Source organism: Achromobacter sp., assembly GCF_050285585.1.
Taxonomy (GTDB): Bacteria; Pseudomonadota; Gammaproteobacteria; order Burkholderiales; family Burkholderiaceae_B; genus Achromobacter.
Genome location: NZ_JBLZXF010000009.1, coordinates 1 through 21,898 on the forward strand (window position 1 = coordinate 1; position 21,898 = coordinate 21,898).

General features: G+C 70.5%; 22 protein-coding genes. 9 read left to right on the forward strand and 13 right to left on the reverse strand.

Annotated elements, in window-relative coordinates; translation table 11 throughout:
* Positions 1–1,494 (forward strand): NADP-dependent isocitrate dehydrogenase (locus tag ACN6PJ_RS14245; protein ID WP_427996514.1); only part of this gene is annotated, 1,494 nt, incomplete at its 5' end.
* A gap of 62 nt (positions 1,495–1,556) precedes the next feature.
* On the opposite strand, the gene ACN6PJ_RS14250 is transcribed toward ACN6PJ_RS14245, so the two are convergent.
* From ACN6PJ_RS14250 to ACN6PJ_RS14275, 6 genes are all read right to left on the reverse strand, one after another.
* The gene (locus tag ACN6PJ_RS14250) at positions 1,557–2,351 is read right to left on the reverse strand and encodes an ABC transporter permease (RefSeq protein ID WP_427996515.1); all 795 of its coding nucleotides are present in this window, start codon (positions 2,349–2,351) and stop codon (positions 1,557–1,559) included.
* Entirely contained in the window at positions 2,342–2,965 is a 624-nt protein-coding gene (locus ACN6PJ_RS14255; RefSeq protein WP_427996516.1) for an ABC transporter ATP-binding protein, read from the reverse strand. The genes ACN6PJ_RS14250 and ACN6PJ_RS14255 overlap by 10 nt, the downstream gene beginning before the upstream one ends.
* A 26-nt stretch (positions 2,966–2,991) precedes the next feature.
* A complete protein-coding gene (locus ACN6PJ_RS14260) occupies positions 2,992–3,744 on the reverse strand; it encodes an amino acid ABC transporter ATP-binding protein (protein WP_427996517.1) in 753 nt (250 codons plus the stop codon).
* A 22-nt stretch (positions 3,745–3,766) separates the two neighbouring features.
* Positions 3,767–4,420 (reverse strand): amino acid ABC transporter permease, encoded by a 654-nt coding sequence (locus tag ACN6PJ_RS14265; protein WP_129528477.1) that lies wholly within the window; start codon positions 4,418–4,420, stop codon positions 3,767–3,769.
* A gap of 131 nt (positions 4,421–4,551) precedes the next feature.
* Positions 4,552–5,343, reverse strand: coding sequence for an amino acid ABC transporter substrate-binding protein (locus tag ACN6PJ_RS14270; RefSeq protein ID WP_427996518.1), 792 nt, complete (start codon positions 5,341–5,343; stop codon positions 4,552–4,554).
* 116 nt (positions 5,344–5,459) lie between these two features.
* Complete coding sequence (locus tag ACN6PJ_RS14275) at positions 5,460–5,630, reverse strand: hypothetical protein (protein WP_427996519.1); 171 nt, start codon at positions 5,628–5,630, stop codon at positions 5,460–5,462.
* Positions 5,631–5,748: 118 nt separating this feature from the next.
* On the opposite strand from ACN6PJ_RS14275, the gene ACN6PJ_RS14280 reads away from it, so the two are divergent.
* Positions 5,749–6,573, forward strand: a complete 825-nt coding sequence (locus ACN6PJ_RS14280) for a redoxin family protein (protein ID WP_427996520.1) — start codon at positions 5,749–5,751, stop codon at positions 6,571–6,573.
* Between the two features lie 28 nt (positions 6,574–6,601).
* On the opposite strand, the gene argC is transcribed toward ACN6PJ_RS14280, so the two are convergent.
* Positions 6,602–7,534: an N-acetyl-gamma-glutamyl-phosphate reductase gene (gene argC / locus ACN6PJ_RS14285; RefSeq protein WP_427996521.1), complete on the reverse strand. Its 933-nt coding sequence runs from the start codon at positions 7,532–7,534 to the stop codon at positions 6,602–6,604.
* A 129-nt stretch (positions 7,535–7,663) separates the two neighbouring features.
* Here argC and ACN6PJ_RS14290 point away from each other — a divergent pair, with 129 nt between their 5' ends.
* The gene (locus ACN6PJ_RS14290; protein ID WP_427996522.1) at positions 7,664–8,593 is read left to right on the forward strand and encodes a LysR family transcriptional regulator; all 930 of its coding nucleotides are present in this window, start codon (positions 7,664–7,666) and stop codon (positions 8,591–8,593) included.
* Here ACN6PJ_RS14290 and ACN6PJ_RS14295 read toward each other — a convergent pair.
* On the reverse strand, positions 8,560–10,347 hold the full coding sequence (locus tag ACN6PJ_RS14295; RefSeq protein WP_427996523.1) for a chloride channel protein: 1,788 nt from the start codon (positions 10,345–10,347) through the stop codon (positions 8,560–8,562). The genes ACN6PJ_RS14290 and ACN6PJ_RS14295 overlap by 34 nt on opposite strands.
* Positions 10,348–10,429: 82 nt before the next feature.
* Here ACN6PJ_RS14295 and ACN6PJ_RS14300 point away from each other — a divergent pair, with 82 nt between their 5' ends.
* From ACN6PJ_RS14300 to ACN6PJ_RS14325, 6 genes are all read left to right on the forward strand, one after another.
* A complete protein-coding gene (locus ACN6PJ_RS14300) occupies positions 10,430–10,882 on the forward strand; it encodes a MarR family winged helix-turn-helix transcriptional regulator (RefSeq protein WP_427996524.1) in 453 nt (150 codons plus the stop codon).
* A 94-nt stretch (positions 10,883–10,976) separates the two neighbouring features.
* On the forward strand, positions 10,977–12,137 hold the full coding sequence (locus ACN6PJ_RS14305; RefSeq protein ID WP_427996525.1) for an HPP family protein: 1,161 nt from the start codon (positions 10,977–10,979) through the stop codon (positions 12,135–12,137).
* A gap of 63 nt (positions 12,138–12,200) precedes the next feature.
* Complete coding sequence (locus ACN6PJ_RS14310; RefSeq protein WP_427996526.1) at positions 12,201–13,664, forward strand: sensor histidine kinase; 1,464 nt, start codon at positions 12,201–12,203, stop codon at positions 13,662–13,664.
* Positions 13,657–14,265, forward strand: a complete 609-nt coding sequence (locus tag ACN6PJ_RS14315; RefSeq protein ID WP_427996527.1) for a response regulator transcription factor — start codon at positions 13,657–13,659, stop codon at positions 14,263–14,265. The genes ACN6PJ_RS14310 and ACN6PJ_RS14315 overlap by 8 nt, the downstream gene beginning before the upstream one ends.
* Positions 14,266–14,375: 110 nt before the next feature.
* Positions 14,376–14,861, forward strand: coding sequence for a GlcG/HbpS family heme-binding protein (locus tag ACN6PJ_RS14320; protein ID WP_427996528.1), 486 nt, complete (start codon positions 14,376–14,378; stop codon positions 14,859–14,861).
* 67 nt (positions 14,862–14,928) lie between these two features.
* Complete coding sequence (locus ACN6PJ_RS14325) at positions 14,929–16,344, forward strand: 3-deoxy-D-arabino-heptulosonate 7-phosphate synthase (RefSeq protein WP_427996529.1); 1,416 nt, start codon at positions 14,929–14,931, stop codon at positions 16,342–16,344.
* Here the strand turns inward: ACN6PJ_RS14325 and ACN6PJ_RS14330 are convergent.
* The 5 genes from ACN6PJ_RS14330 to ACN6PJ_RS14350 form a co-directional block, all read right to left on the reverse strand.
* Entirely contained in the window at positions 16,328–18,535 is a 2,208-nt protein-coding gene (locus tag ACN6PJ_RS14330) for a rhodanese-like domain-containing protein (RefSeq protein ID WP_427996530.1), read from the reverse strand. The genes ACN6PJ_RS14325 and ACN6PJ_RS14330 overlap by 17 nt on opposite strands.
* Positions 18,536–18,640: 105 nt before the next feature.
* The gene (locus ACN6PJ_RS14335) at positions 18,641–19,567 is read right to left on the reverse strand and encodes a CysB family HTH-type transcriptional regulator (RefSeq protein WP_427996531.1); all 927 of its coding nucleotides are present in this window, start codon (positions 19,565–19,567) and stop codon (positions 18,641–18,643) included.
* Between the two features lie 8 nt (positions 19,568–19,575).
* Complete coding sequence (locus tag ACN6PJ_RS14340) at positions 19,576–19,923, reverse strand: VOC family protein (RefSeq protein ID WP_427996532.1); 348 nt, start codon at positions 19,921–19,923, stop codon at positions 19,576–19,578.
* Positions 19,924–20,044: 121 nt separating this feature from the next.
* Positions 20,045–21,262, reverse strand: coding sequence for a cystathionine beta-lyase (gene metC, locus ACN6PJ_RS14345; RefSeq protein ID WP_427996533.1), 1,218 nt, complete (start codon positions 21,260–21,262; stop codon positions 20,045–20,047).
* Positions 21,259–21,888 carry a cysteine dioxygenase gene (locus ACN6PJ_RS14350; protein ID WP_427996534.1) on the reverse strand — a complete coding sequence of 210 codons (630 nt, stop codon included), beginning with the start codon at positions 21,886–21,888 and terminating at the stop codon, positions 21,259–21,261. Before ACN6PJ_RS14350 ends, metC begins: the two co-directional genes overlap by 4 nt.
* Between the last annotated feature and the right edge of the window lie 10 nt (positions 21,889–21,898).

Consider the following 21,898-nt stretch of genomic DNA (forward strand, 5'->3'; position numbering starts at 1 on the left):
GCCCAGGGCGTGCTGTTCTCGGTGCACCTGAAGGCCACCATGATGAAGGTCTCCGACCCCGTCATCTTCGGCCACGTCGTGTCCGTGTTCTACAAGGACGTGCTGGCCAAGCATGCCGACGCGCTGAAGCAGGCCGGTTTCGACCCCAACAACGGCATTGGCGACCTGTACGCCAAGATCCAGAGCCTGCCCGCCGACCAGCAGGCCGCCATCACCGCCGACATCGACGCCGCCTACAAGACGCTGCCCGCGCTGGCCATGGTCAACTCCGACCGCGGCATCACCAACCTGCACGTGCCCAGCGACGTGATCGTCGACGCCTCCATGCCCGCCATGATCCGCGACTCGGGCAAGATGTGGAACGCCGCCGGCGAACTGCAGGACGCCAAGGCCGTCATCCCAGACCGCAGCTACGCCGGCGTCTACCAGGCCGTGATCGACGACTGCAAGGTCAACGGCGCCTTCAACCCGGTCACCATGGGCAGCGTGCCCAACGTGGGCCTGATGGCCCAGGCCGCCGAGGAATACGGTTCGCACAACAAGACCTTCGTCATTCCGGCCGCCGGCACCGTGCGCGTGACCGACGCTTCGGGCAAGGTGCTGCTGGAGCAGGCCGTCGAGGCCGGCGACCTGTGGCGCATGTGCCAGACCAAGGACGCCGCCGTCCAGGACTGGGTCAAGCTGGCCGTCGCCCGCGCCCGCGCCAGCAAGACGCCCGCCGTCTTCTGGCTGGACGAAAACCGCGCCCATGACGCCCAGGTCATCGCCAAGGTCAAGCAATACCTGAACGACCACGACACCACCGGCCTGGACCTGCGCATCCTGAGCCCCGTCGAAGCCACCAAGTTCTCGCTCAAGCGCATCCGCGCCGGCCAGGACACGATCTCGGTGACCGGCAACGTGCTGCGCGACTACCTGACCGACCTGTTCCCCATCATGGAACTGGGCACCAGCGCCAAGATGCTCTCCATCGTGCCGCTGGTCGCCGGCGGCGGCCTGTTCGAAACCGGCGCGGGCGGCTCGGCCCCCAAGCACGTGCAGCAGTTCCTGGAAGAAGGCTTCCTGCGCTGGGACTCGCTGGGCGAGTTCATGGCGCTGGCCGCCTCGCTGGACCACCTGGGCAAGGCCTATGACAACGCCCGCGCCCTGGTCCTGGCCAAGACGCTGGACCTGGCCACCGCCAAGTTCCTGGACGAGAACAAGTCGCCCGAGCGCAAGGTCGGCGGCCTGGACAACCGCGGCAGCCACTACTACCTGGCCATGTACTGGGCCCAGGCCTTGGCCGCGCAGACCGACGACCGCGAACTGGCTGCCCAGTTCGCCGCCGCCGCCCGCGCCCTGGCCGACGGCGAGGACAAGATCCTGGCCGAACTGAAGTCTGCCCAAGGCAAGCCGGTCGACATCGGCGGTTATTACCAGCCGAACGAAGCCCTCGCCAGTCAGGCCATGCGCCCCAGCGCCACGCTGAACCAGGCGCTCGCCGCCATCGCCTAAGCGGCGTCGCCACAAAAAAACCGGCAGCTTTCGGGCTGCCGGTTTTTTTTCGCGCCGCCTTCCTAAGGCATCAGCCGGTCCAGGCGAAGCCGGCCGCGGTCATCGGTGAGCCGGCGCATGGCGCCGTAGGCCGCGCCGATCGCCGCCATGCCGCTTGCGCCGCACAGCAGGAACATCAGCAGGATCTGGTATTTCGCGGCTTCTATCGGGTCCATGCCGGCGATGATCTGGCCGGTCATGATGCCCGGCAGCGTGATGATGCCGGCGGCCGACATCTGGTTGATGCTGGGCACGATCCCGCGCCGCACCGACTCGCGCAGCAGCGACGAGAACGCCAGCCTGGCGGGCGCGCCCAACGCCAGCCGGGCCTCGATGGCGAGCTTTTCCCGCCGCACTCCGGACAGCATGCCATCCAGCGCCAGGCTGGCGGCATTGAGCACGCTGCCCAGCACGATGCCGATCAGCGCGATCGTATAGCGCGGGTCGTACCAGGGATCGGGGCGCAGCGCCGTATTCAGGATGAAGAGCACGGTAATGACCGTGGTCCCCGCCACGGCCATCGCCCCCACCCAGCCGTTGCCGCGGCCGGCCAGCCTGGCCTTGGGCCGCGAGGCCACTTCCCTGGCGGCCAGCGCCATCATCACCGCGACGACCAGCGCGGTCAGCCAGGGGGCCGCGTGGGCGAACACGATGCGCAGGATATGTCCCACCAGCAGCAATTGCACCACCGTGCGGACCGCGGCCCAGAGGACCTGGCGCTGCATGTTCAGCCGCAGCGCGAAGGAGATGCCCGCGCTCAGCACCACCAGCAGCGATGCGACCGCCAGGTCCAGCGCCTGCAGTTTGATCACGTCCATAGCGGCTCCAGCCTGCCCTGCTCCATGCGCCAGCTGCGGCGCGCCATGCGCTGGGCCTGGTCCGCGCTGTGCGTGACCATCAATATCGCGGCGCCGCCCTGCAGGCAGCGCCGCAACTCGTCCTCCACGCGCCCGGTGGCCTCCTGGTCCAGCGCGGCCGTCGGCTCGTCCAGCAGCAGCACGCGGGGGGCGAGCGCCAGCGCGCGCACCAGTCCGAGACGCTGGCGCTCGCCGGTGGACAATTCGTTCACCAGCGCATCCAGTTTGTCCTCGGCCAGGCCCAGCCGGACCATGATGGCCGCCGCCGCGGCGCGGTCCGCGAAATGCGGCGCCACGCGGTCTTCCCACCAGCCGGCCTCGGCCTGGCAGTACATGACCAGGCGCCGCCACTCGTAGCCGCGCATGCGGGAACGGGGCCGGCCGGCCAGCTCGGCCTCGCCGTGGCCCGGATCCAGATCGGCGATCTGGCGCAGCAACAGCGACTTTCCGGCTCCCGAGGGACCCATGACGGCCGCGCATTCCCCAGCGGCGAGATCCAGGCTGACGGGCGACAGGCGCGGGCTGTACAGCCCGCGCAGACGGAGCAGCGGCTTGTCGGAGGGAGCGGCAGGCATGGACGGACGTCGGCCGGCGGCCCGGCTCAGAGCATGTGCGCCAGGAATTCCCGGCTGCGCGCATGCTGCGGCGCGCGGAAGAATTCGGCCGAGGGAGACTCCTCGACGATGCGGCCTTCGTCCATGAATATCACGCGATGCGCGACCTCTCGCGCGAATCCCATTTCGTGAGTGACGACCAGCATGGTCATGCGTTCGTCGGCCAGCTGCTTCATGGTGCGGAGCACCTCCCCGGTCAGCTCCGGGTCGAGCGCGGACGTGGGCTCGTCGAACAGCATGATGTCGGGTTCCATCGCCAGCGCCCGGGCGATCGCAACCCGCTGCTTCTGGCCGCCCGACAGGCGTCCGGGGTAGTTGTCGCGCTTGTTCAGCAGCCCGACCTTGCGCAACAGCTCCTCGGCCTTGGGAACGATCTCGGCGCGCGCCATGCCCTTGACCGTGATGGGGGCCTCGATGACGTTCTGCAGCACCGTCATGTGGGGGAACAGGTTGAAAGACTGGAACACCATGCCCATCTTGCGGCAGATGCGGCGCACGTCGGCGTCGCTGGCATACTGGCTGCGGCCGCCCTCGACCGCGCGGGCCATGACCTCGCCCTCGACCTCGACACTGCCCTCGTCTATGGTTTCCAGGTGGTTCAGGCAGCGCAGAAAGGTGCTCTTGCCGGAGCCGGACGGGCCGATCACCGCCACCACCTCGCCCTGCCCCAGGGTGAGCGACACGCGGTCGAGCACGCGGTGGGGGCCGAACGACTTGACGATGTCGCGCGCCGCTATCATGACGGGACGCTCCGACGGCGGGTTACTGGTCATATTTGGCATAACGCTTTTCCATGTGCTGGAAGAACCACGTCAACACCAGCGTCATGATGAGATAGAAGGCCGCGGCGACCAGGAATGGCGTGGTCGTGAAATCGCGCTGCACGATGCCGCGCGCCGTGCGGAGAATGTCATTGAGCGCCAGCACGTAGATGAGCGAGGTGTCCTTGACGAGCGTGATGGTCTCGTTGCTCATGGGCGGCAACACGCGCTGCACCATCTGCGGCAGCACGATGCGGCGCAAGGTCTGCAGGTAGGTCATGCCCAGCACCTTGCTGCCCTCGTACTGGCCCCGGTCGACCGACAGGATGCCGGCGCGGAAGATCTCCGCGAAGTAGGCGGCGTAGTTCAGCGCGAAGGCCACCACGGCCGCGGGAAAGTCCGGCAGGCGCACGCCCACCACGGGCACGAAAGGCAGGGCGAAATAGATGAACAGCATCTGGAGCATCAGCGGCGTGCCGCGCATGAGCCAGATGTAGCCGTTGACGAGGCGGCTCAACAGCTTCCATTTGGATATCCGCACCAGCGCCAGCACCAGCCCCAGGGGGACCGCCAGCGCCAGCGTGATGAAAAACAGCGTCAAGGTGACTTTCGCGCCTTGCGCCAATGGCCCCAATAGGGAGAGTACGTAGTCCATGCAGTGGGTTCGCGCCGCCAGGGCAACAGGGAATCATGAGCAAGCCCGCCTGGCGCGCGCTGGCGCTGCGGCGGGCTGCGAAAACAGGGCGAGAGGCGCCCGGCCGGCGGGCCGCGGGCGCCTTCCGCCGCTTACTTGATGATGTTGGCGCCGAACCACTGGGTCGCGATGCGGCCGGCGGTGCCGTCCTGCTTCATCGAATCCAGCGTGGAATTCAGCTTGCCCAGCAGTTCGGTGTCGTCCTTGCGCACGCCGACGCCGTAGTCTTCGGTGCCGAAGTTCTCGTCCAGCACGCGGTATTCGCCCGCGCGCTTGCTGATCAGGTAGCGGCCCACCACTTCGTCGACGACGATGGCGTCGAGGCGGCCGGCGGCCAGGTCCATCAGGGCCGTGACGTTATCGCCGAACTTCTTCACTTCCTTGATCTGCGCGGCGACCGGGTCCTTGGCGATGGCGTCCGTGGCGCTGCTGCCGTCCTGGGCGCCGACGACCTTGCCGGCCAGGTCGGCCTTGAGCTTCACGGGCGACGCGTTGCCCACGATGATGATCTGGTGGTTGGCCATGTACGGGGCGGTGAAGCTGATGTTCTTCTTGCGCTCCTCGGTGATGGTCAGGCCGTTCCACAGCACGTCCACGCGCTTGCCGTTCAGCTCGGCTTCCTTGGCGCTCCAGTCGATGGGCTTGAATTCGACTTCCAGGCCCAGGCGCTTGCTGGCTTCCTTGGCCATATCGATGTCGAAACCGACGATCTGGTTGTTCGCGTCCCGAAAGCCCATGGGCGGGAAGTTGTCGTCCAGGCCGACGACGACCTTCTTGGCGGCGGCGGGCGCCTGCGCGCCAGCCGTGGGCGCGTTGTCGCCGGGGCCGCAAGCCGTGAGCATCGCGGTTGCGGACACGAGAAGAAGTGCAGTCAGTTTTTTCATAGTTATGGGCGCCCGAGGCGCTGGAATGAAGAAAGCCGGGAGGCCGGTAAAAGCCGCGAGCCGGTATTTTAGCCTCCCCGCCGGTCCCGGGCATGGGGCCCCGCCGGATGCCCGCGCTATCGCGGCGGGTGGAAACGCTCCAGCAGGCGCAGGAATAGTTCCACCGCCCGGGAGGCCGGCCGCGAGACCTCGGTGATGGCGCAGATCGTGTTCTCGTACGCGGGCCCGCCGGGCAGGCGCGTCAGGGCATGCCGCCGCGAGACCGAATCGGCGTAATGCTGGGGCAACAGGCCGACGTGCTAGGCTAGCCGGCCGATACACGACACCAACGGCGGCAATGAATATCGACGACCTCCACGCGGGCGCAGGCCACGGCCGGACCGGCGCGCAACACGGGGATGCGGCATGAGCCCGGCGATCCGGCTGGGCCCTTTGGTCTTTCCCACCGAACTGGCCGTGCTGGCCGCGGCCGTTCTGGCCGGGCTGCTCGCGGCGCGCCTGTGCGGGCGCGCGCGCGCGGCCGAACTCGGCACGATCCTGTGGCGCGCCCTGTTCATCGGCCTGGCGGTGGCGCGGCTGGCTTTCGTCTGGCAGTACCGCGAGCACTACCTGCCCGAACCGCTGCGCATGCTGGACCTGCGCGACGGCGGCTGGCACGGCATGGCCGGCCTCGCCGCGGCCTGGATCTACGCGCTCGGCGCGGCGTTGCGGCGCCAGGCGGCGCGGGTCGCGCTGCTCGGCGCGCTGGCGCTGGCCAGCGCCGTCTGGATCGGCGGCGGCCGCTGGCTGGCGCCGGCGCCCGAAACCCGGCCCGAACTGGCCGCCCTGGCCCTGCGCCAGCTGGACGGTCAGCCCGCCACGCTGGCGGCGTTCCAGGGCAAGCCCACGGTAATCAATCTGTGGGCGAGCTGGTGCCCGCCCTGCCGGCGCGAGATGCCGGCGTTCGCCGCGGCGCAAGCCGCCAATCCGGACGTGAACTTCGTTTTCCTGAACCAGGCCGAAACGCCGGACGACGTTGCCGGCTTCCTGCGCCAGCACGCGCCGGCGCTGCGCAACGTGCTGATCGATCCGGCCGGCGAGGCCTCGCGCGCGATGAGCAATCGCGGCCTGCCCGCCACCCTGTTCCTGGACGCGCAGGGAAGGCTCACCGATTTGCGGGTCGGCGAGCTGTCCACGGCCTCGCTGGCCCAGCGCCTGGACGCGATCAAGGCGCCGGGCGCCGGCCGCTAGCCGCTAGTCGGCCCGGCGCCCGCCCGCGCTAGCCCATCGCGGCGAGCATGAGGTCCAGGTTCTGCACCGCCGCGCCCGACGCGCCCTTGCCCAGGTTGTCGAACACGGCTGTAAGCAGGACTTGGCCGTGCTGCGCATTGCCGTAGACTGCCAGGCGCAGGTCGTTGGTGCCGTTCAGGGCCTGCGGATCCAGGTGCGTGTGCGCCGCCGCATCCTCGGGCGCGACCACCCGCACGTGCGCCGCGCCGGCGTAGTGCCGGCTCAGGCAGTCGTGCAGGCGCGCGGCATCCACGCCAGAGGGCAGCAGCCGCAACTGCAGCGGCACGGTCAGTACGATGCCTTGGCGGAAAGCCCCGTAAGCGGGCACGAAGACCGGCCGCTGGGTCAGGCCGGCGTGCCGTTCGATTTCCGGGGTGTGCTTGTGCGCCAGTCCCAGCCCGTACAGCTGGAACGCCGGCCCCTGCGGGCCGCCCGGTCCTTCGTAGGCCTCCACGCTGGCGCGGCCGCCGCCCGAATAGCCCGACACGGCATGCACCGTGACCGGGTAGTCCGCCGGGACCAGCCCCGCGCGCACCAACGGCCCCAGCAGCGCGATGGCCCCGGTGGGATAGCAGCCGGGATTGCTCACGCGCCGCGCCCGGGCGATCAACCCGCCCTGCTCCGCGTTCATTTCGGGGAAGCCGTACACCCAGCCGGGATCCGTGCGATGGGCCGAACTGGCGTCGATCACGCGGACCGCCGGGTTCTCGATGGAGGCCGCTGCCTGGCGCGCCGGCTCGTCGGGCAGGCAGAGGATGGCGACGTCGCAGGCGTTGATCGCTTCGGCCCGGCGTTGCGGATCCTTGCGGTCCGCGAACGGCAGGGTCAAGAGCCGCAGGTCGGCGCGGCCTTGCAGGCGTTCATGGATCTGCAGGCCCGTGGTGCCTTGGTCGCCGTCGATGAAAACAAGAGGATGGGTCATGGCGCGATCTTCCTGGTACAGAGGGATGTGCGGGGAAACAGGCTCTATCATCTGCCGGCTCGCCAGATAGCAAAAGTCGAATATCATGACCATAAAATTCATGTTTTCTGAACGATTCAATGACAAGCCATGCGTGAAATCAGCCTGGACCGGCTCCGCACCCTGGTCGCCATCGCCGACCTGGGTTCATTCGCCGAGGCGGCCCGCGCCCTGCATCTTGCGCCGCCCACCGTCAGCCTGCACGTGGCGGACCTGGAGGAGCGCATCGGCGCGCCCCTGCTGACGCGCAAGCGCGGCCAGGTCCGGCCGACCTCGATCGGCGAAACGCTGCTGGAACGCGCGCGCAGGCTGCTCGCCGAGGCCGACCAGGCGCTCGACGACGTGCAACGACAGGTGCAGGGACTGGCCGGGCGCGTGCGGCTGGGCGCCTCGACCGGCGCCATCGCCCATCTGCTGCCCCAGGCATTGGAAACGCTGGGGCGCAATCACCCAAGCATAGACGTGCAGGTCGCCGTGCTGACCTCGCACGAAACCCTGCTGCGCCTGGCCGACGGATCGCTGGACGTAGGGCTGGTGGCCTTGCCCCAGCCGCCCCTGGACGGCATCGTGCTGCGCCCGTGGCGGCGCGATCCGGTCATGGCCTTCCTGCCCGCCGGCTGGCCTGCGCCCGCCCGCATCGCGCCGGCCTGGCTGGCCGAGCGCCCCCTGATCCTGAACGACGCCAGCACCCGGCTGTCGCGCCTGACCGCCGAATGGTTCGCCGCCGCGGGCCTGAACCCGCGCCCGCGCATCCAGCTGAATTACAACGACGCGATCAAGAGCCTGGTGGCAGCGGGCTATGGCGCCACGCTGCTGCCGCACGAAGCCACGGCGCCGCAGCCCGATCCCCGCATCGCCATGCGTCCGCTGCGGCCGGCGCTGTGGCGCCCCCTGGGCATCGCGCACCGCGCCGGCCAGGTGGAACGGGCCACCCAGCACGTGCTCGACGTGCTGTGGGAACTGCGCGCCGCCAATCCGCGCGGCGCTCAGGCCCCGGAGGGCGGCGACCTGCGGAAATAGCGGGTGCGCTGGCTTTCCTCGCGCAGGCGCCGGGCCCGCGACCGGAACAGGTCCTTGCGGCCCACGATGCCCACCAGCCGGCCGCTTGCTCGATCCAGGATGGGCACGCGGCCCGCGCCCGACAGCGCCATGCGGTCGGCGATCTGGCTGGCCAGTTCCTCGGGGTAGCCGTAGACCAGTTCGCGCCCCTGCAAGGCTTCGGCCAGGGTCCGCTCATGCCGGTCACCATCCAACGCCCAGCCCAGCGTGTCGGCGCGGGTCACTTCGCCCACCACGACGCCCTCTCCGTCGAGCACCGGATAACTGGTATGGACGGGATGCGCGGTCGTGAAGTGCTCGATGGCCTGCCCTACCGTCCAGCCTTGCGGCAGCGTCTCCACGGGCGTGGTCATCACGTCCCGCACACGCAGCAGATCGAACGGATCCACCCGGTATTCGCGGCTGATATGGTGGCCGCGCCGGGCGATTTTCTCCGTCAGGATGGAACGCTTGAGCAGCAGGACCGTAACGCCATACGCGAATACGCAGGCGGCCAGCACCGGCAGCAGCGCGCCGACGTCGCCCGTCAGCTCCACCGCGAACAGGGTCGCGGTGAGCGGCGCGCGCATGGTGCCGCCCATCATCGCGGCCATGCCCAGCAGCGCCCAGAAGCCGGCGTCCGCCTGCGGCAGCAGCGGCGTCGCCAGCGCGCCCAGCGCGCCGCCGAAGATCAATAGCGGGGCCAGCACGCCGCCCGAGGTGCCCGACCCCAGCGCGATCGACCAGATGAGGACCTTGACGACCAGCAACAGCAGCACCGCCTGCAGCGCCAGGTCGCCCGCCAGCAGGTGCCGGATGTTGTCGTAGCCCACGCCCAGCGCGGCGGGATCGATCAGGCCGCCGATGCCGATCGCCAGGCCGCCGAAGGCCGGCCACCACATCCAATGCAGGGGCAATTTTTCGAACAGATCCTCCGCCGCGTAGACCATGGAGGTCAGGACGCCCGATCCCAGCCCGGCGATCACGCCGACCGCCGCGGCGGCCAGCAGGTGCACGGGCGTGAACGGCAGCGTGCCCGCGTAAGCGAAGATCGGCCCGGCGTCCAGCGCGTAGGCGCGCACGGCGGCCGCCACCAGCGCCGCCATCGCGACGGGCAGGAAGCTGCGCGGCTTCCATTCGAACAGCAGCAGTTCCACCGCCAGCAGCACCGCCGCCAGGGGCGTGGAGAAAATGGCCGTCATGCCGGCGGCCGCGCCGGCCACCAGCAGCGTCTTGCGCTCGCCGTCGTCCAGGTGGATGGTCTGGGCCAGCAGCGAGCCGATCGCGCCGCCCGTCATGATGATGGGGCCCTCGGCGCCGAAAGGGCCGCCCGTGCCGATCGACACCGCGGAAGACACCGGCTTCAGGACCGCGACCTTGGGCTGGATGCGGCTCTTGCCGATCAGGATGGCTTCCATGGCCTCCGGAATGCCATGGCCGCGGATCTTCTCGGATCCGTAGCGGGCCATCAGGCCGATGATGAGGCAGCCGACCACGGGAATGGCCACGGATGCGGGCCCGAGCTGGCCCGTCGTGATGGGTTGGTCGGCGAAGGAGAACTGGCCGTGATAGGCCAGGTTGGTGCATAGCGCGATCAGGCGCAGCAGCATCCACGCGGCAACCACGCTGGCCAGGCCGACCGGTATGGCCAGGCCCATGAGCAGGACGACGCGTTTGTCGGTGGTGAAATCGCCCAGGCGCAACGCGGCCCGGGCGGAAGAGGAAGTGGGAGGCATGTTCGGGAAACGGGGGAAGTAATCCGCGGGAATTTGCGGCGCATCAATATATCGTATCACGACATATATTAGAATCGGTCGGGTGAAAGCGCCCCCATCCCCAACCAGCCTCTCCCCCGCGGACTACGAACTGCTGGCCGATTTCCGCTACGCGCTGCGCCGCTTCGCGGTCTTCAGCGAGGGCGCCGCGGCCCGCCTGGACCTGATGCCGCAGCAGCACCAGGCCTTGCTGGCCATCAAGGGATCCCGCCAGGGCGCGGCCGGCCGGCGCGGCCTTTACGTGGGCGAAATCGCGGAACGCCTGCTGATCCGTCCGCACACCGCCGCCGAGCTGGTCGGCAGGCTGGCGCGCCTGGACCTGGTCCGCCGCGAACCCGATCCCGAGGACGGCCGCCGCGTGGAGGTGGTGCTTACCTCGAAGGCCGAGCGCCTGCTGGAAGACCTGTCCGCCTCTCATCTGGAAGAGCTGCGCGCCATGCGCCCCCTGCTGACCCGGCTGCTGGCGCGCATCGGCGAGGAGCCCGCCCGCTCCTGACTGCGTCTTGCGGCATAAGCTTATGCTGCACCGCAACCATTCACATGCTAAATTATCGCCCCGCGACATAATCGAAGGTCGCGAGGAGATCGTTTTGGGTGTTGCAATCAAGCGCTGGCTGGGCTCGTTCGCGCCAGCGCCGGTGGGTGTCAACGGACGCGAAAAGCTGTTAGGCGCGGTGGGCGCGCTCCTGGGGCTCTTCTGTACGGAATGGGTGGGCCGGCACGCCCTGGGCAGCGCCAGCCCGTGGTTCATCGCGCCGATGGGCGCCTCGGCGGTGCTGTTGTTCGCCGCTCCCGCCAGCCCCCTGGCCCAGCCCTGGTCGCTCATGGCCGGCAACCTGATCTCCGCGCTCATCGGCGTCTTCTGCGCCCAATTCATCCCCGTGCCCGGACTTGCCGCGGCCGCCGCCGTGGCGCTGGCCATCGGCGCCATGTTCTCGCTGCGCTGCCTGCATCCGCCCAGCGGCGCGGTGGCGCTGACCGCCGTGCTGGGCGGGCCGCCCGTCGCCAGCCTGGGTTACGGCTTCGCCCTGTGGCCCGTGGCGCTGAATTCCCTCATCCTGCTGTGCATCGCCGTGGTCTTCAACGGCGCGCTCAAGCGCAACTACCCGCGCCGCCACGCCGACACGGCCGGCGGCCACCACACCCGCGACCTGGCGCCCAGCGCCCGGCTGGGCTTCAGCCTCAGCGACCTGGACGAAGCGCTGAACCAGCGCGGCGAGCTGCTCGACATCAGCAAGGAAGACCTGGAGGAAATCGTGCTGGCGGCCGAATTGCGCGCCAGCGTCCGCCGCTTCGGCGACGTGCGTTGCGCCGACATCATGTCGCGCGACGTGGTCACCGTGCGGGCCCACGATCCCCTGGACTACGCCGTGCGCCTGTTCGACAAGCACCGCGTGCAGGCGCTGCCGGTGCTCGATCCGGAGGGGCGCTACGCGGGCATGATCGCCCAGGACGACGTACTGGCGCGCCGCAACCGCCTGGCCACGGTGGCCGCGGACGCGACCGGGGTGCCGGATCTGGTGGTGGCCGATTGCATGCACAGCGAAGTGCCCTTCGCCACGCCCGGCCTGCCCGTGATCGAACTGGCGCGTCCCATGTCCGACAGCCTGCACTGCGTGCCGGTGCTGGACGAGTCGCGCGACCTCGTCGGCCTGGTGACGCAGTCGGACCTGGTTGCCGCGCTGTACCAGATCGCCGTATCTTCCAGCGCCCAGGCGGACGACCCGCAAGCCCGGAAGCTGGCGGCCTGATCCCCGCCCCTCCGTAGCCATACGGATTCCTGCGGGCGCGGGCCTCAAGGCATAATTTCAGGCGTGAATCCCCTGTCGCGCTCAAGCGCCCTTCTTTGCTGGCTGGTCCTGTTCTGCCTCGGCGCCTTCTGGATCGGCCGGCAGGAATACGTGGACCAGCACGAACGCTTCCTGCAAAGCACCAGCGTGGCGCAGCGCATGCTGAGCCAGAAAACGGTGCAGCACGAAGCCGTCCTCGCCACGCTCGCCGCCCTGTCCCATCCCCCCGCGCCCGAGCGGCTGTTCCCCAGCCTGCAACCGGCGATGCCGCAGCTCCTGGGGCTGGGGCACCTGCCGGGCGGCGTCTGGAGCGGCAGCGTGGCGGAACCGCCCGGCCTGGCCGACGCCGTGGAACGCGCCCGCAAGCTGGGCCGTCCCGTCACCCTGCCCGTGGACGACGCCCGGTACTGGCTGGTGGCGCCCTCCGGCTGGAGCCTGCTGCTGGACGCCCGCCAGTTGGTCCCTCCGGCCGACTTCCCGCCGGGGCTCGCCACCCTCACGCTCGCTGTGGGGGCTGAACCCTTGCGCCTGCTCGACAAGCAGCCGGACGACGGCGCCCCGGGCTGGCGCCTTGCGCTGCAAAAACCCCTGGGCGCGGCCAGCCAGCCTTTCCAGATGCGCAGCGAACGCAGGCTGACGCCCGACACCTGGCCCTGGGCGGCCTGGCTGGCCTGGGCGCTGGCCAGCGCCTTGCTGGTTGCGGGGGCCGTGGCCTGGCTGCGCTCGCGCGCCGAAACCCGCCGGCAGCAGGAACAATTGCGGCTGGGCGCCATGGCGCGGCTGAGCACCCTGGGCGAAATGGCGGCCGGCATCGCCCACGAACTCAACCAGCCCCTGACGGCCATCCTGGCGCAGACCCGCGCCGCCGAGCGGCTGCTGGACGACGAGGACGAACGTCCCGCCGTGCGCCACGCGCTGCTGGCCAGCGCCGAGCAGGCCAAGCGCGCCGCCGACATCATCAGCCGCATGCGGGCGCTGGTGCGGCCCAGTTCTCCGGCGCGCCGCGAAGCCCTCGATCCGGACGCGCTGGTGGCGTCCCTGCGTTTCCTGCGCGAACCCGAACTTGCCCGGCAGGGCATCCGGCTCGGCTGGCACAACGCCAGCCCCGGCGCGCGGCCGCTGGGCGACCGCGTGGCGCTGGAGCAGATCCTGCACAACCTGGTGCAGAACGCCGCCGACGCGCTCGCGGGCTCCGCCGGGCCGCGCCAGATTTCCCTGGAGGGCCGCGCCGACGGCATGCACTACCTGTTCAGCGTCAGCGACACCGGACCCGGCATCGCGGCGGAAGCGCTGCCCCGCCTGTTCGCCCCGTTCTACACCACCCGGCCGCAGGGCATGGGCCTGGGGCTGGCGCTGTGCGACACGCTGGCCGGCTCCATGGACGGCCGCATCTCGGCGCGCAACCTCAGCCCGGCCGGCGCCTGCTTCACCGTCAGCCTGCCCCTTTCGGGCGGCCGGGAGGCCGCCGCAGGAATCTCCCATGCATGAACAATCCCCGCTGGTGTACCTGGTCGATGACGACGACGCCGTGCGCGACGGCCTCGCGCTGCTGCTGCGCAGCGTGGGTCTGCGCAGCGCGGGCTTCGGCGACCCGCAGGCGTTCCTGGCGCAGCTCACCGCGCAGGCCATCGGCTGCGTGGTGCTGGATATCCGCATGCCCGGCATCAGCGGGCTGGACGTGCTGAGCCAACTGGCGGAGCGGTCCGACCTGCCGGTCGTCATGCTGACCGGCCACGCCAACGTGGACCTGTGCCGCCGCGCCTTCAAGGGCGGCGCCATGGAGTTCCTGCAAAAGCCGGTGGACGACGACGTGTTCCTCGACGCCGTGCAGGCCGCGGTGCGCACGCACATCGCCAGCCGCGAAAAGCTCGCGGTGACGCAGGCGGCACAGGAACGGCTCGATAAGCTGTCGGGGCGGGAACGCGAGGTGCTCGAACGGATCGTGCAGGGCCTGAGCAACAAGGAAATCGCGCGCGAGTTCGACCTGTCTCCGCGCACGGTCGAGACCTACCGGGCCAACGTCTTCGCCAAGCTGGAGGCGGAAACGCTGGCCGGCCTGATACGGGAGTACGCCGGGCTGCTGGCGTAGGACGCCTCCGTAGCCCTACGGAGCCCCCAGCGTAGCCGACCGAATACCGCCGATCGGCCCCGGTCCTTAATCTGTCTGCTCCTGTTATCGATCCCTGAAAGGAACCAGACATGTCGCCCAAACTCCTCGCCTCCGCCGTCCTCTTCGCCTGCGCCGGCGCCGCCAACGCGGCCGTGCTGACCGAAAGCAATCTGTCCATGGCCGATGCGCAGAAGCTGGCCACGGCCACCGTCGCCGCCTGCCAGGCCAAGGGCTACAACGTCAGCGCCTCGGTCGTGGACCGCGCCGGCCTGCTCAAGGCCTTCGCCCGCGCCGACAACGCCGGCCCCCACACCATCGAGGCCAGCCGCGCCAAGGCGTTCACCGCCGTCTCGGCCAAGACGTCCACGCTGACCATGATGGAAAACGCCCAGAAGAATCCCGGCGCGGCCAACCTGACCGATATCCCCGGCTTCCTGCTGTTGGGCGGCGGCGTGCCGATCAAAGCCGGTTCCAACGTGATCGGCGCCATCGGCGTGGCCGGCGCGCCCGGCGGCAATCTGGACGCGCAATGCGCCGACGCGGTGCTGGAAGAGAACGCCGCGCTGTTCAAATAAGCAGCGCACGGCGCGGCGGGCCGGCGCCGTTGCGGCGCCGCCCGCAACGCGGTAGGCTTGGGCCGCCATGCCCCTGCCGCCGCCCCATCCCCTGCTGGACGCCACGCTGCGCGCCGTCGCCCGCCGCTATCGCGTGCCGGCCCTATCCGAATTCCCTGACGACGACGCGGTGCCCGCGACGGCGCTTGCCGTTCGCATCGAACAGGCCCGCGCCAGCGTGGCCGCCGGCCGCGCGCCGGCGCCCTCGGTCAGGCAGGCCTTTCTGGCGGCGCTGGCGCGGCTGATCCGCGATGCCATGCGCCCCGGCGAAGGCGATCCCGTGTTCCAGGCCATGTCGATGCGCCACCGCAATGCCGTGGTGCGCGAATACGCCTCGCTGTCCGCCGGCGCCGCCCAGGACCGCCGCGAGATCCTGGCCGCCGCCAACGCCCTCGCCCATCCGGCCAAGGTGGAGCGCATGGCCCCCGGGCCGGCGCGCGACGCCCTGGCCCGCCTGCGCGCGGCCGCGGTGCAGGCGCGCTGGGCGGCGCTGGCCGAGGCCGCCGGCACGTTGCGGGAATCGCCCGGCCCGGCAGCAGACGCCGCGGCTGCCGCGGCGCTGGAACGCCTGACCGCCAGCCCGGCGCTCGCGCGGCTGCTGCGCCTGGACCAGCTGGAACGCGACGAAGACGTCGGCCGGTATCGGACGCTATGGGCGCAACAGGGCCCGCGGCCCGGGAGCGCCACGGCGGCTGCGCAAGGCTATGCCTCGCGGGCGCGCGGCGACGCCGTCGAGGCGCTGGCCTTGCAGGCGCTGGAAGCCCTCGCCCGCAGGCTCAATGCCGCCGAGGCCGGCGCGCCCTACCGCGCCGTTTCTTCGATGCGCGTGCCCGCCTCGTTCCCCGCCAGCCCCGCGCGCGCCAAGAGCGAGTGGGACGCGGCCCTGCTGCGGCGATCCGCTGATGCAGGCGCGGCGCCGGCCTGGGATCTCTGCCTGCTGCTGGAGGCCAAGGCCTCGGCGGACGCCGCTGCCACGGATTTCCCGCGCCTGCTGCGCGGGCTCCGCCTGCTGGCCGAGGCCGACGCCCGGGCCGACTACGTCTTCAGTACCCGGCAGGGCGCTTTCCCCCTGCGCGGCGCCTCGCTGCGCGCTCTGCCCGCCGAAGGCCACGCCCTGGCGCAGGCGGTGCTGTACTTCTGCGACGGCCCCGCAGAAACCTTGCCGCGCCTGCTCAGCGCCGCCAGCCGCATGCAGCTGCTGTCGGCCCCGGCCAGCCTGGAGTACGCCAGCCGGCTGGCGCAGGGCCGGGATCCGGCGCCCGACGCGCTGGAGCCGGTCTGGCGCCAGCTGCTGGAATCGCCGCAATGGGCGGGCGTGCTGCAGCAATACCCGATGCTGTGCGAAGCGCGCGAACTGATGGTGCATGCCGATGACCTGATGGCCGCCATCGCGGACGCGGCGCCTCCCGCGCCCGCCGTATCAGGCGCTAAGCCTGGGCGATGAGGCGGATGTCCTGGCTGCCCTCGCGCTCCAGCTGCGCGACCAGCCCCAGCTCCCAGTCCAGATACTCTCGGAAGCCCTGGTCGCGGGCGGCGAGATCCTCGAACAGGTAGGGGCTGATGCTCTGGTCGTCGTCTCCGGTCAGCACGCCTTGCGCACCGGTCGCCAGCGGCAGCCCTTGCGCCGCCCAGGACCGCGTGCCGCCCAGCAGGTAGCGCACCGGCCGCCCGGTCCGCCAGGCAAGCTCGGCGGCCACCGCGCCCGCCAGCACGCCGTCCGACGACGTCAGCACGACGGCGCGCGCCGTGTCGGCGGGCAGGAATTCGGCCAGGCGGTCCGGCGCCGCGAAGCGCGCGCCGGGCACGTGGCCGCGCTCGTAGGCGCCGCGCGACTCCACGTCGAACACCTCGGCCGCCTGCGCGTCCAGCGCGGCCCGCAGCGCCTCGGCGCGCAGCGTGCCGGCCTCGGGACGGTGCCGCAGCACGCGGCGCGGCTCGGGTCCGGTCAGGCGCGGCGCCAGCGCCGGCGGCGGGTAGAGATAGACTTCGACCGCGCCCAGCTGCGCCAGCCAGGCGCCGGTGGTCAGGGCGCGCACGCCGTCCCAGTCCGCCAGCACTACGCGGGCCCGGCGGGTCGCCAGGTATTCGTCCGTAGCCTGCACCAGTTGTCCGCCGGGGGCCCAGCGCCAGCCTTCCAGGTGTCCGGCTTCGTATTCCTCCCGGGTGCGCACGTCGAACCGGTAGAGCGTGCGGGCGTCCTGCTCGGCCTCGAACGCCCGCAGCGTGGCGGCGTCGATGTAGCCGATGCCCGCCCGCTCGGCCACATTGCGGGCCTGCTCGCGCGCGGCCGCCAGGGATTGCGCGTCCGGTTCGGGCAAGGCCGCCCGCCGCCCGTAGGCCAGCTCGCGGCCGGACAGCAGCCATTCCATGGTCCCGTTGCGCAGCGAAGCCACGCGGTTGGGGATGCCGGCGTCGATCAGCGTCTGCGCGCCGACGATGCTGCGCGTGCGGCCGGCGCAGTTCACCACCACGAAGGTGTTGGGATCGGGCGCCAGTTCGCGGATGCGATAGACCAGCTCCGCGCCCGGCAGGCTGTGCGAGAACGGCAGCGTGAAGTTATGGAATTCCTCGGGAGTGCGGCTGTCGACCACCACGATGTCGTCGCCGCGCGCGACGCGCTCGTGCAGCTCGTCCACGTCGATCCAGGGCGTGTGCTTCTCGTGTTCGATGACTTCGCCGAAGGCCTTGCTGGGCACGTTGGTGCCGGAGAACAGTTCGCGGCCTTCGCGCTCCCAGCCATCCGTGCCGCCCGCGAGCACGGCGATATCGCTCCAGCCCAGGCGCGCCAGCTTGGCCGCGGCCTGGTGGGCCAGGGTCTCGTCGTCATCCACCAGCACGATGCGGGTGCCCCGGCGCGGCACCAGGCGGTCGGCCAGCAGCTCCAGGCGCCACAGCGGCGCGGGGGCGGCATGCAGCAGATGACGGCGCGCGTAGCGGCCGGCCTCGCGCACGTCCAGCACGGCGATCTCGGCCTCCCCGCGCAATTCTTCCTGCAGGGCCTGCGGCGAAACGCGGGCGTGGAAGATCGCCGCGGGGGGCGAGAACGTGCGGTACGCGCCGCCCTGGGCGCTTTCGAATACGACGCGCCCCGGCAGGCGGTCCAGCGCCAGGCCGTAGAAATGCAGGTGCGCGCCCGGTTCGTCGCCCACCAGCTCGATGGTATGGACGTCCTCCGGCCCCAGCACGATCGATTGGCCCGGCCCCACGTCCACGCGGCGGGCGTGCGCCAGGGTGTCGCGGGCGGGATCGGCGCTCTTGCGGCGCGCATACACCTCGTTGCGCTCCACGCCCGCCACGCCGGCGATGATGGCCCAGGTCGTGTGATCGTGCGGCGGCTGGGCCTTGCCCGGCTCGCCCAGCGACAGGTAAAGCGCATAGCCCCCGTCCACGTCCTCCGCCAGCCGGTAGATGGACGCCGGGCGGCCCGGCACCACGCTGAAGGCCTCCGGCGGGAACAGGTCGCGGCGGCGGCCCAGCGCCTCCAGGCGCTCCGCCACCTGCCGCAGCTGGTCCGGCGTCGCGCGGGCGCGGTCCGGCGCCAGCCGCTTCGCCTCGGCGATGAAGGCGAGCACGGCCTGGGCGCGCTCGGTGTGCTTGCTTGCGGCCGGGGCGGCCGCCGGGGAGTGTGTGCTCATGGGATGACCCGTCATTCCTTGGATGAAGAACGGGTCAGACTACGTCCCGCCGGCCTCGCCGGACAACGTAGAAATGCGTCTAAGGATATGCGGCGGGCGCCGCGCTCAGGCCGCGCCCTTCAACTCGTGCTCGACGACCTCGCGCGTCAGGGTGGGCACGAACAGCTCGATGAAGTGATAGGCATAGCCGCGCAACCAGGCGCCGCGGCGGATCGCCAGCCGCGTCAGGTTGATCTCGAACAGGTGGCGGGCGTCGATGGCGCGCAGGCGCGTGTCGCGCTCGGCGTCCCACGCCACGGCGGCCACGATGCCCACGCCCAGTTCCAGCTCCACGTAGGTCTTGATCACGTCCGCGTCCATCGCGGTCATGACGATGTCGGGCGTGATGCCCGCGCGGGCGAAGGCTTCGTCGATATGCGCCCGCCCGGTATAGCCGCGCCCATAGGTGATGATGGGATAGCGCGACAGCTGCGAGAGCGTGACGGCGTCCTGGCGTTCCAGCGCGTGGCCTTGCGGCACGATGATGCTGTGGCTCCAGCGGTAGCACGGCAGGTTGACCAGCCCCGGATAATCGGCCACGGCCTCGGTGGCCACGCCGATGTCGGCCTCGCCCTCCAGCAGCATTTCCGACACCTGCTTGGGCGAGCCCTGGTGCAGATGCAGCACCACGTCCGGATAGCGCTGGCGGAACTCCTTGACGACCGGCGGCAGGGCGTAGCGCGCCTGTGAGTGCGTGGCCGCGATCGACAGCACGCCGGTCCGGCTGTCCGCATACTCCGCGCCCGCGTGGCGGATGTTGTCGGCGCACTGCAGGATCTGCTCGACCAGCGGCAGGATCAGTTCGCCGGGCGGGGTCAGGCCGATGAGCCGCTTGCCCGAACGCACGAAGATGTCCACGCCCACCTCCTCCTCCAGCTCGCGGATCTGGCGGCTGACGCCGGGCTGCGAGGTATGCAGGCTTTCGGAGACGTCGGTCAGGTTGAAATCCTGGCGCACGGCTTCGCGCACGGAACGCAATTGCTGGAAGTTCATCGCGCGCCTCAGCCCATGAAGGCCAGCTGGTTGCCGGACGGGTCTTTCACGTACATGACGCGGGGCGAGGCCTGGGGCGGCGAACAGACGGGATGATGGCCCGCGCGCGTCAATCGCGCGAGGATATCGTCGTAGGCGCGGGTCCGGATCGCGAGGTAGTCGGGCCTGACGGCCCGGTTCAGCTCGTCCACGGGCGACAGCGACAAGGTCGCTTCGCCCAGCGCGAATCGCAGCCGCTGGCCATCCGCGCACGCGACCTCGTCCAACCCGACGATGAGGTGATAGAACTCGCGCATGGCGTCCAGCCGACGCGCGAGGAAGGGAAGCTGCACCGAATCGATCGAAAGAGAAGACATGCCCTGCCGCCTACATGGAACAGGGCTGATTCTAGTGCCGCCGGGCATGCCAGGACAAAGAGGATGAAGTTGCTTCTACATAGCCGGAAACCCTAAAGAAAAACGCTCATTTGCATATGCCTCAGGCGCTGCGGCGCAAGGCGTCGCGGGTCGCGCCGAAGGCGCGTTCGAGGTCTTCGATCAGATCGAGCGGGCTCTCCAGGCCGATGTGCAGGCGCACCACCGATTGCCGAGCGTGGCCGCCTTCCCGCCAGGCGCCGTGCTCGGCCAGGCGCTCGGGCGCGGCTTGCAGCGCCAGGCTTTCGTAGCCGCCCCAGGACGCGCCGATCGAGAAGTAGCGCAGCGCGTCGATGAAATGAGAGGCGGCGGCCGGCTCCGGATGCCGGAAGGCGAACGACACCAACCCGCTCGCGCCGCTGTAGTCGCGCCGCCACAGTTCGTGGCCGGGGTCTTGCGCGAGCGCCGGGTAATACACGCGCGCCACGTCCGGCCGGCCGGCGAGGTACTCGGCCACCGCCAGCGCGTTCTCGTGGTGGCGCGCCAGGCGCACGTCCAGCGTGCGCAGACCGCGCAAGGTCAGGTAGGCGTCGTCGGCCCCGACCGCCAGCCCCAGGGCGTCCGCGGTGGCGCCGAGCCGCCGGGCCAGATCCGGCCCGTCCACCGTCACCACACCCATCATCACGTCCGAATGCCCGGCCAGATACTTGGTCGCGGCCTGCAGCGAAATATGCGCGCCCAGCGCCAGCGGCTGGTAGTACAGGCCGCCGCTCCAGGTATTGTCGGCCGCCACCAGCACGCCGTGGCGACGGGCCGCCGCGGCCAGCGCCGGCAGGTCCAGCACCTCGTACAGCAGCGAACTGGGCGACTCCAGGTACAACAGCCGCGTATTCGGCCGGATCAGCGGTTCCAGCGCGTCGCGCGCGGCGGAGAAATACTCCACCTCGATGCCGTAGCGCTGCAGGAGCGCGCGGTCGACCTTGCGCACCGGCGAGTACACGCCATCGGAGACCAGCGCGTGGTCACCCGGCGCCAGCGTGGCCAGCAGCACCAGCACGATGGCCGACAGCCCCGAGGGCGCCAGTAGGCTGCGGTAGCCCCCTTCCAGCGATGCCACCGCCTCTTCCAGCGCCTGGTGCGTGTCCAGGCCGTGCCGGCCATAGGTGGCCACGCGCTCGCCGGCGGCGCGTTGCCCCGCCAGGGCCGCCTGCGTGGCGGTATCCGCGAAGCGCACGGTGCTGGTGCGCACCACCGGCACGTTCACCGGACCGGCGCCCTGCTTCAGGCCGGGCGAGCCGGCGTGCACCAGCCGGGTCTGGATGCGGGCCTGGGCGGCGGTCATGCGCGCACCTCCTGGCCGGGCTTCATCTGCGTGGCGTTGTAGTTCACGATCTCCCCCGTCGCCAGGTCGATCCCGATCCGGCCCGACAGCGTTTCCAGCGGCTGTCCGTAAAGATGGAAATGCAACGTGGGCGTGCCTCCCGTGACGTGGATGCTGTGGATGTCGTCCGGCAGGAACGAGACCGACTGGCCCGGCCGCACCACGACTTCGCGCAGTTGCTCCAGCGTCGCCCGGCCGGCCCGGGAACCGTCGTCGCTGCGGCGGTACACGCGGTTGAGTTCCTCGCCCGACAGCGCCACGATGCACGCCCAGGTCGTGTGGTCGTGCGGCAAGGTGGTCTTGCCCGGGTTGATCGAGTTCAGGTAGAGCGCAGGCGCGTCCGGCGCGTCGTCCGGGTTCAGGCGGTAGCGCGTGGACGCGCCCACGTCCTGCCCCGCCGCCGGCGGGGGAAAGTCCGACACCGGGAAGAGATCCCGGCGCTGCGCCAGCTGTTCGAGCCGGGCAGTGATGGCGGCCAGATGCGCGCGCGTCACCGCGCCCGCGGTCGGCAGCAAGGATTGGATATCGGACAGGGCCGCCCGCAGCTGCTGGCGGCGTTCGGCGGCAATCGCGGATTCTTGGGTCATGGAGGGCTCC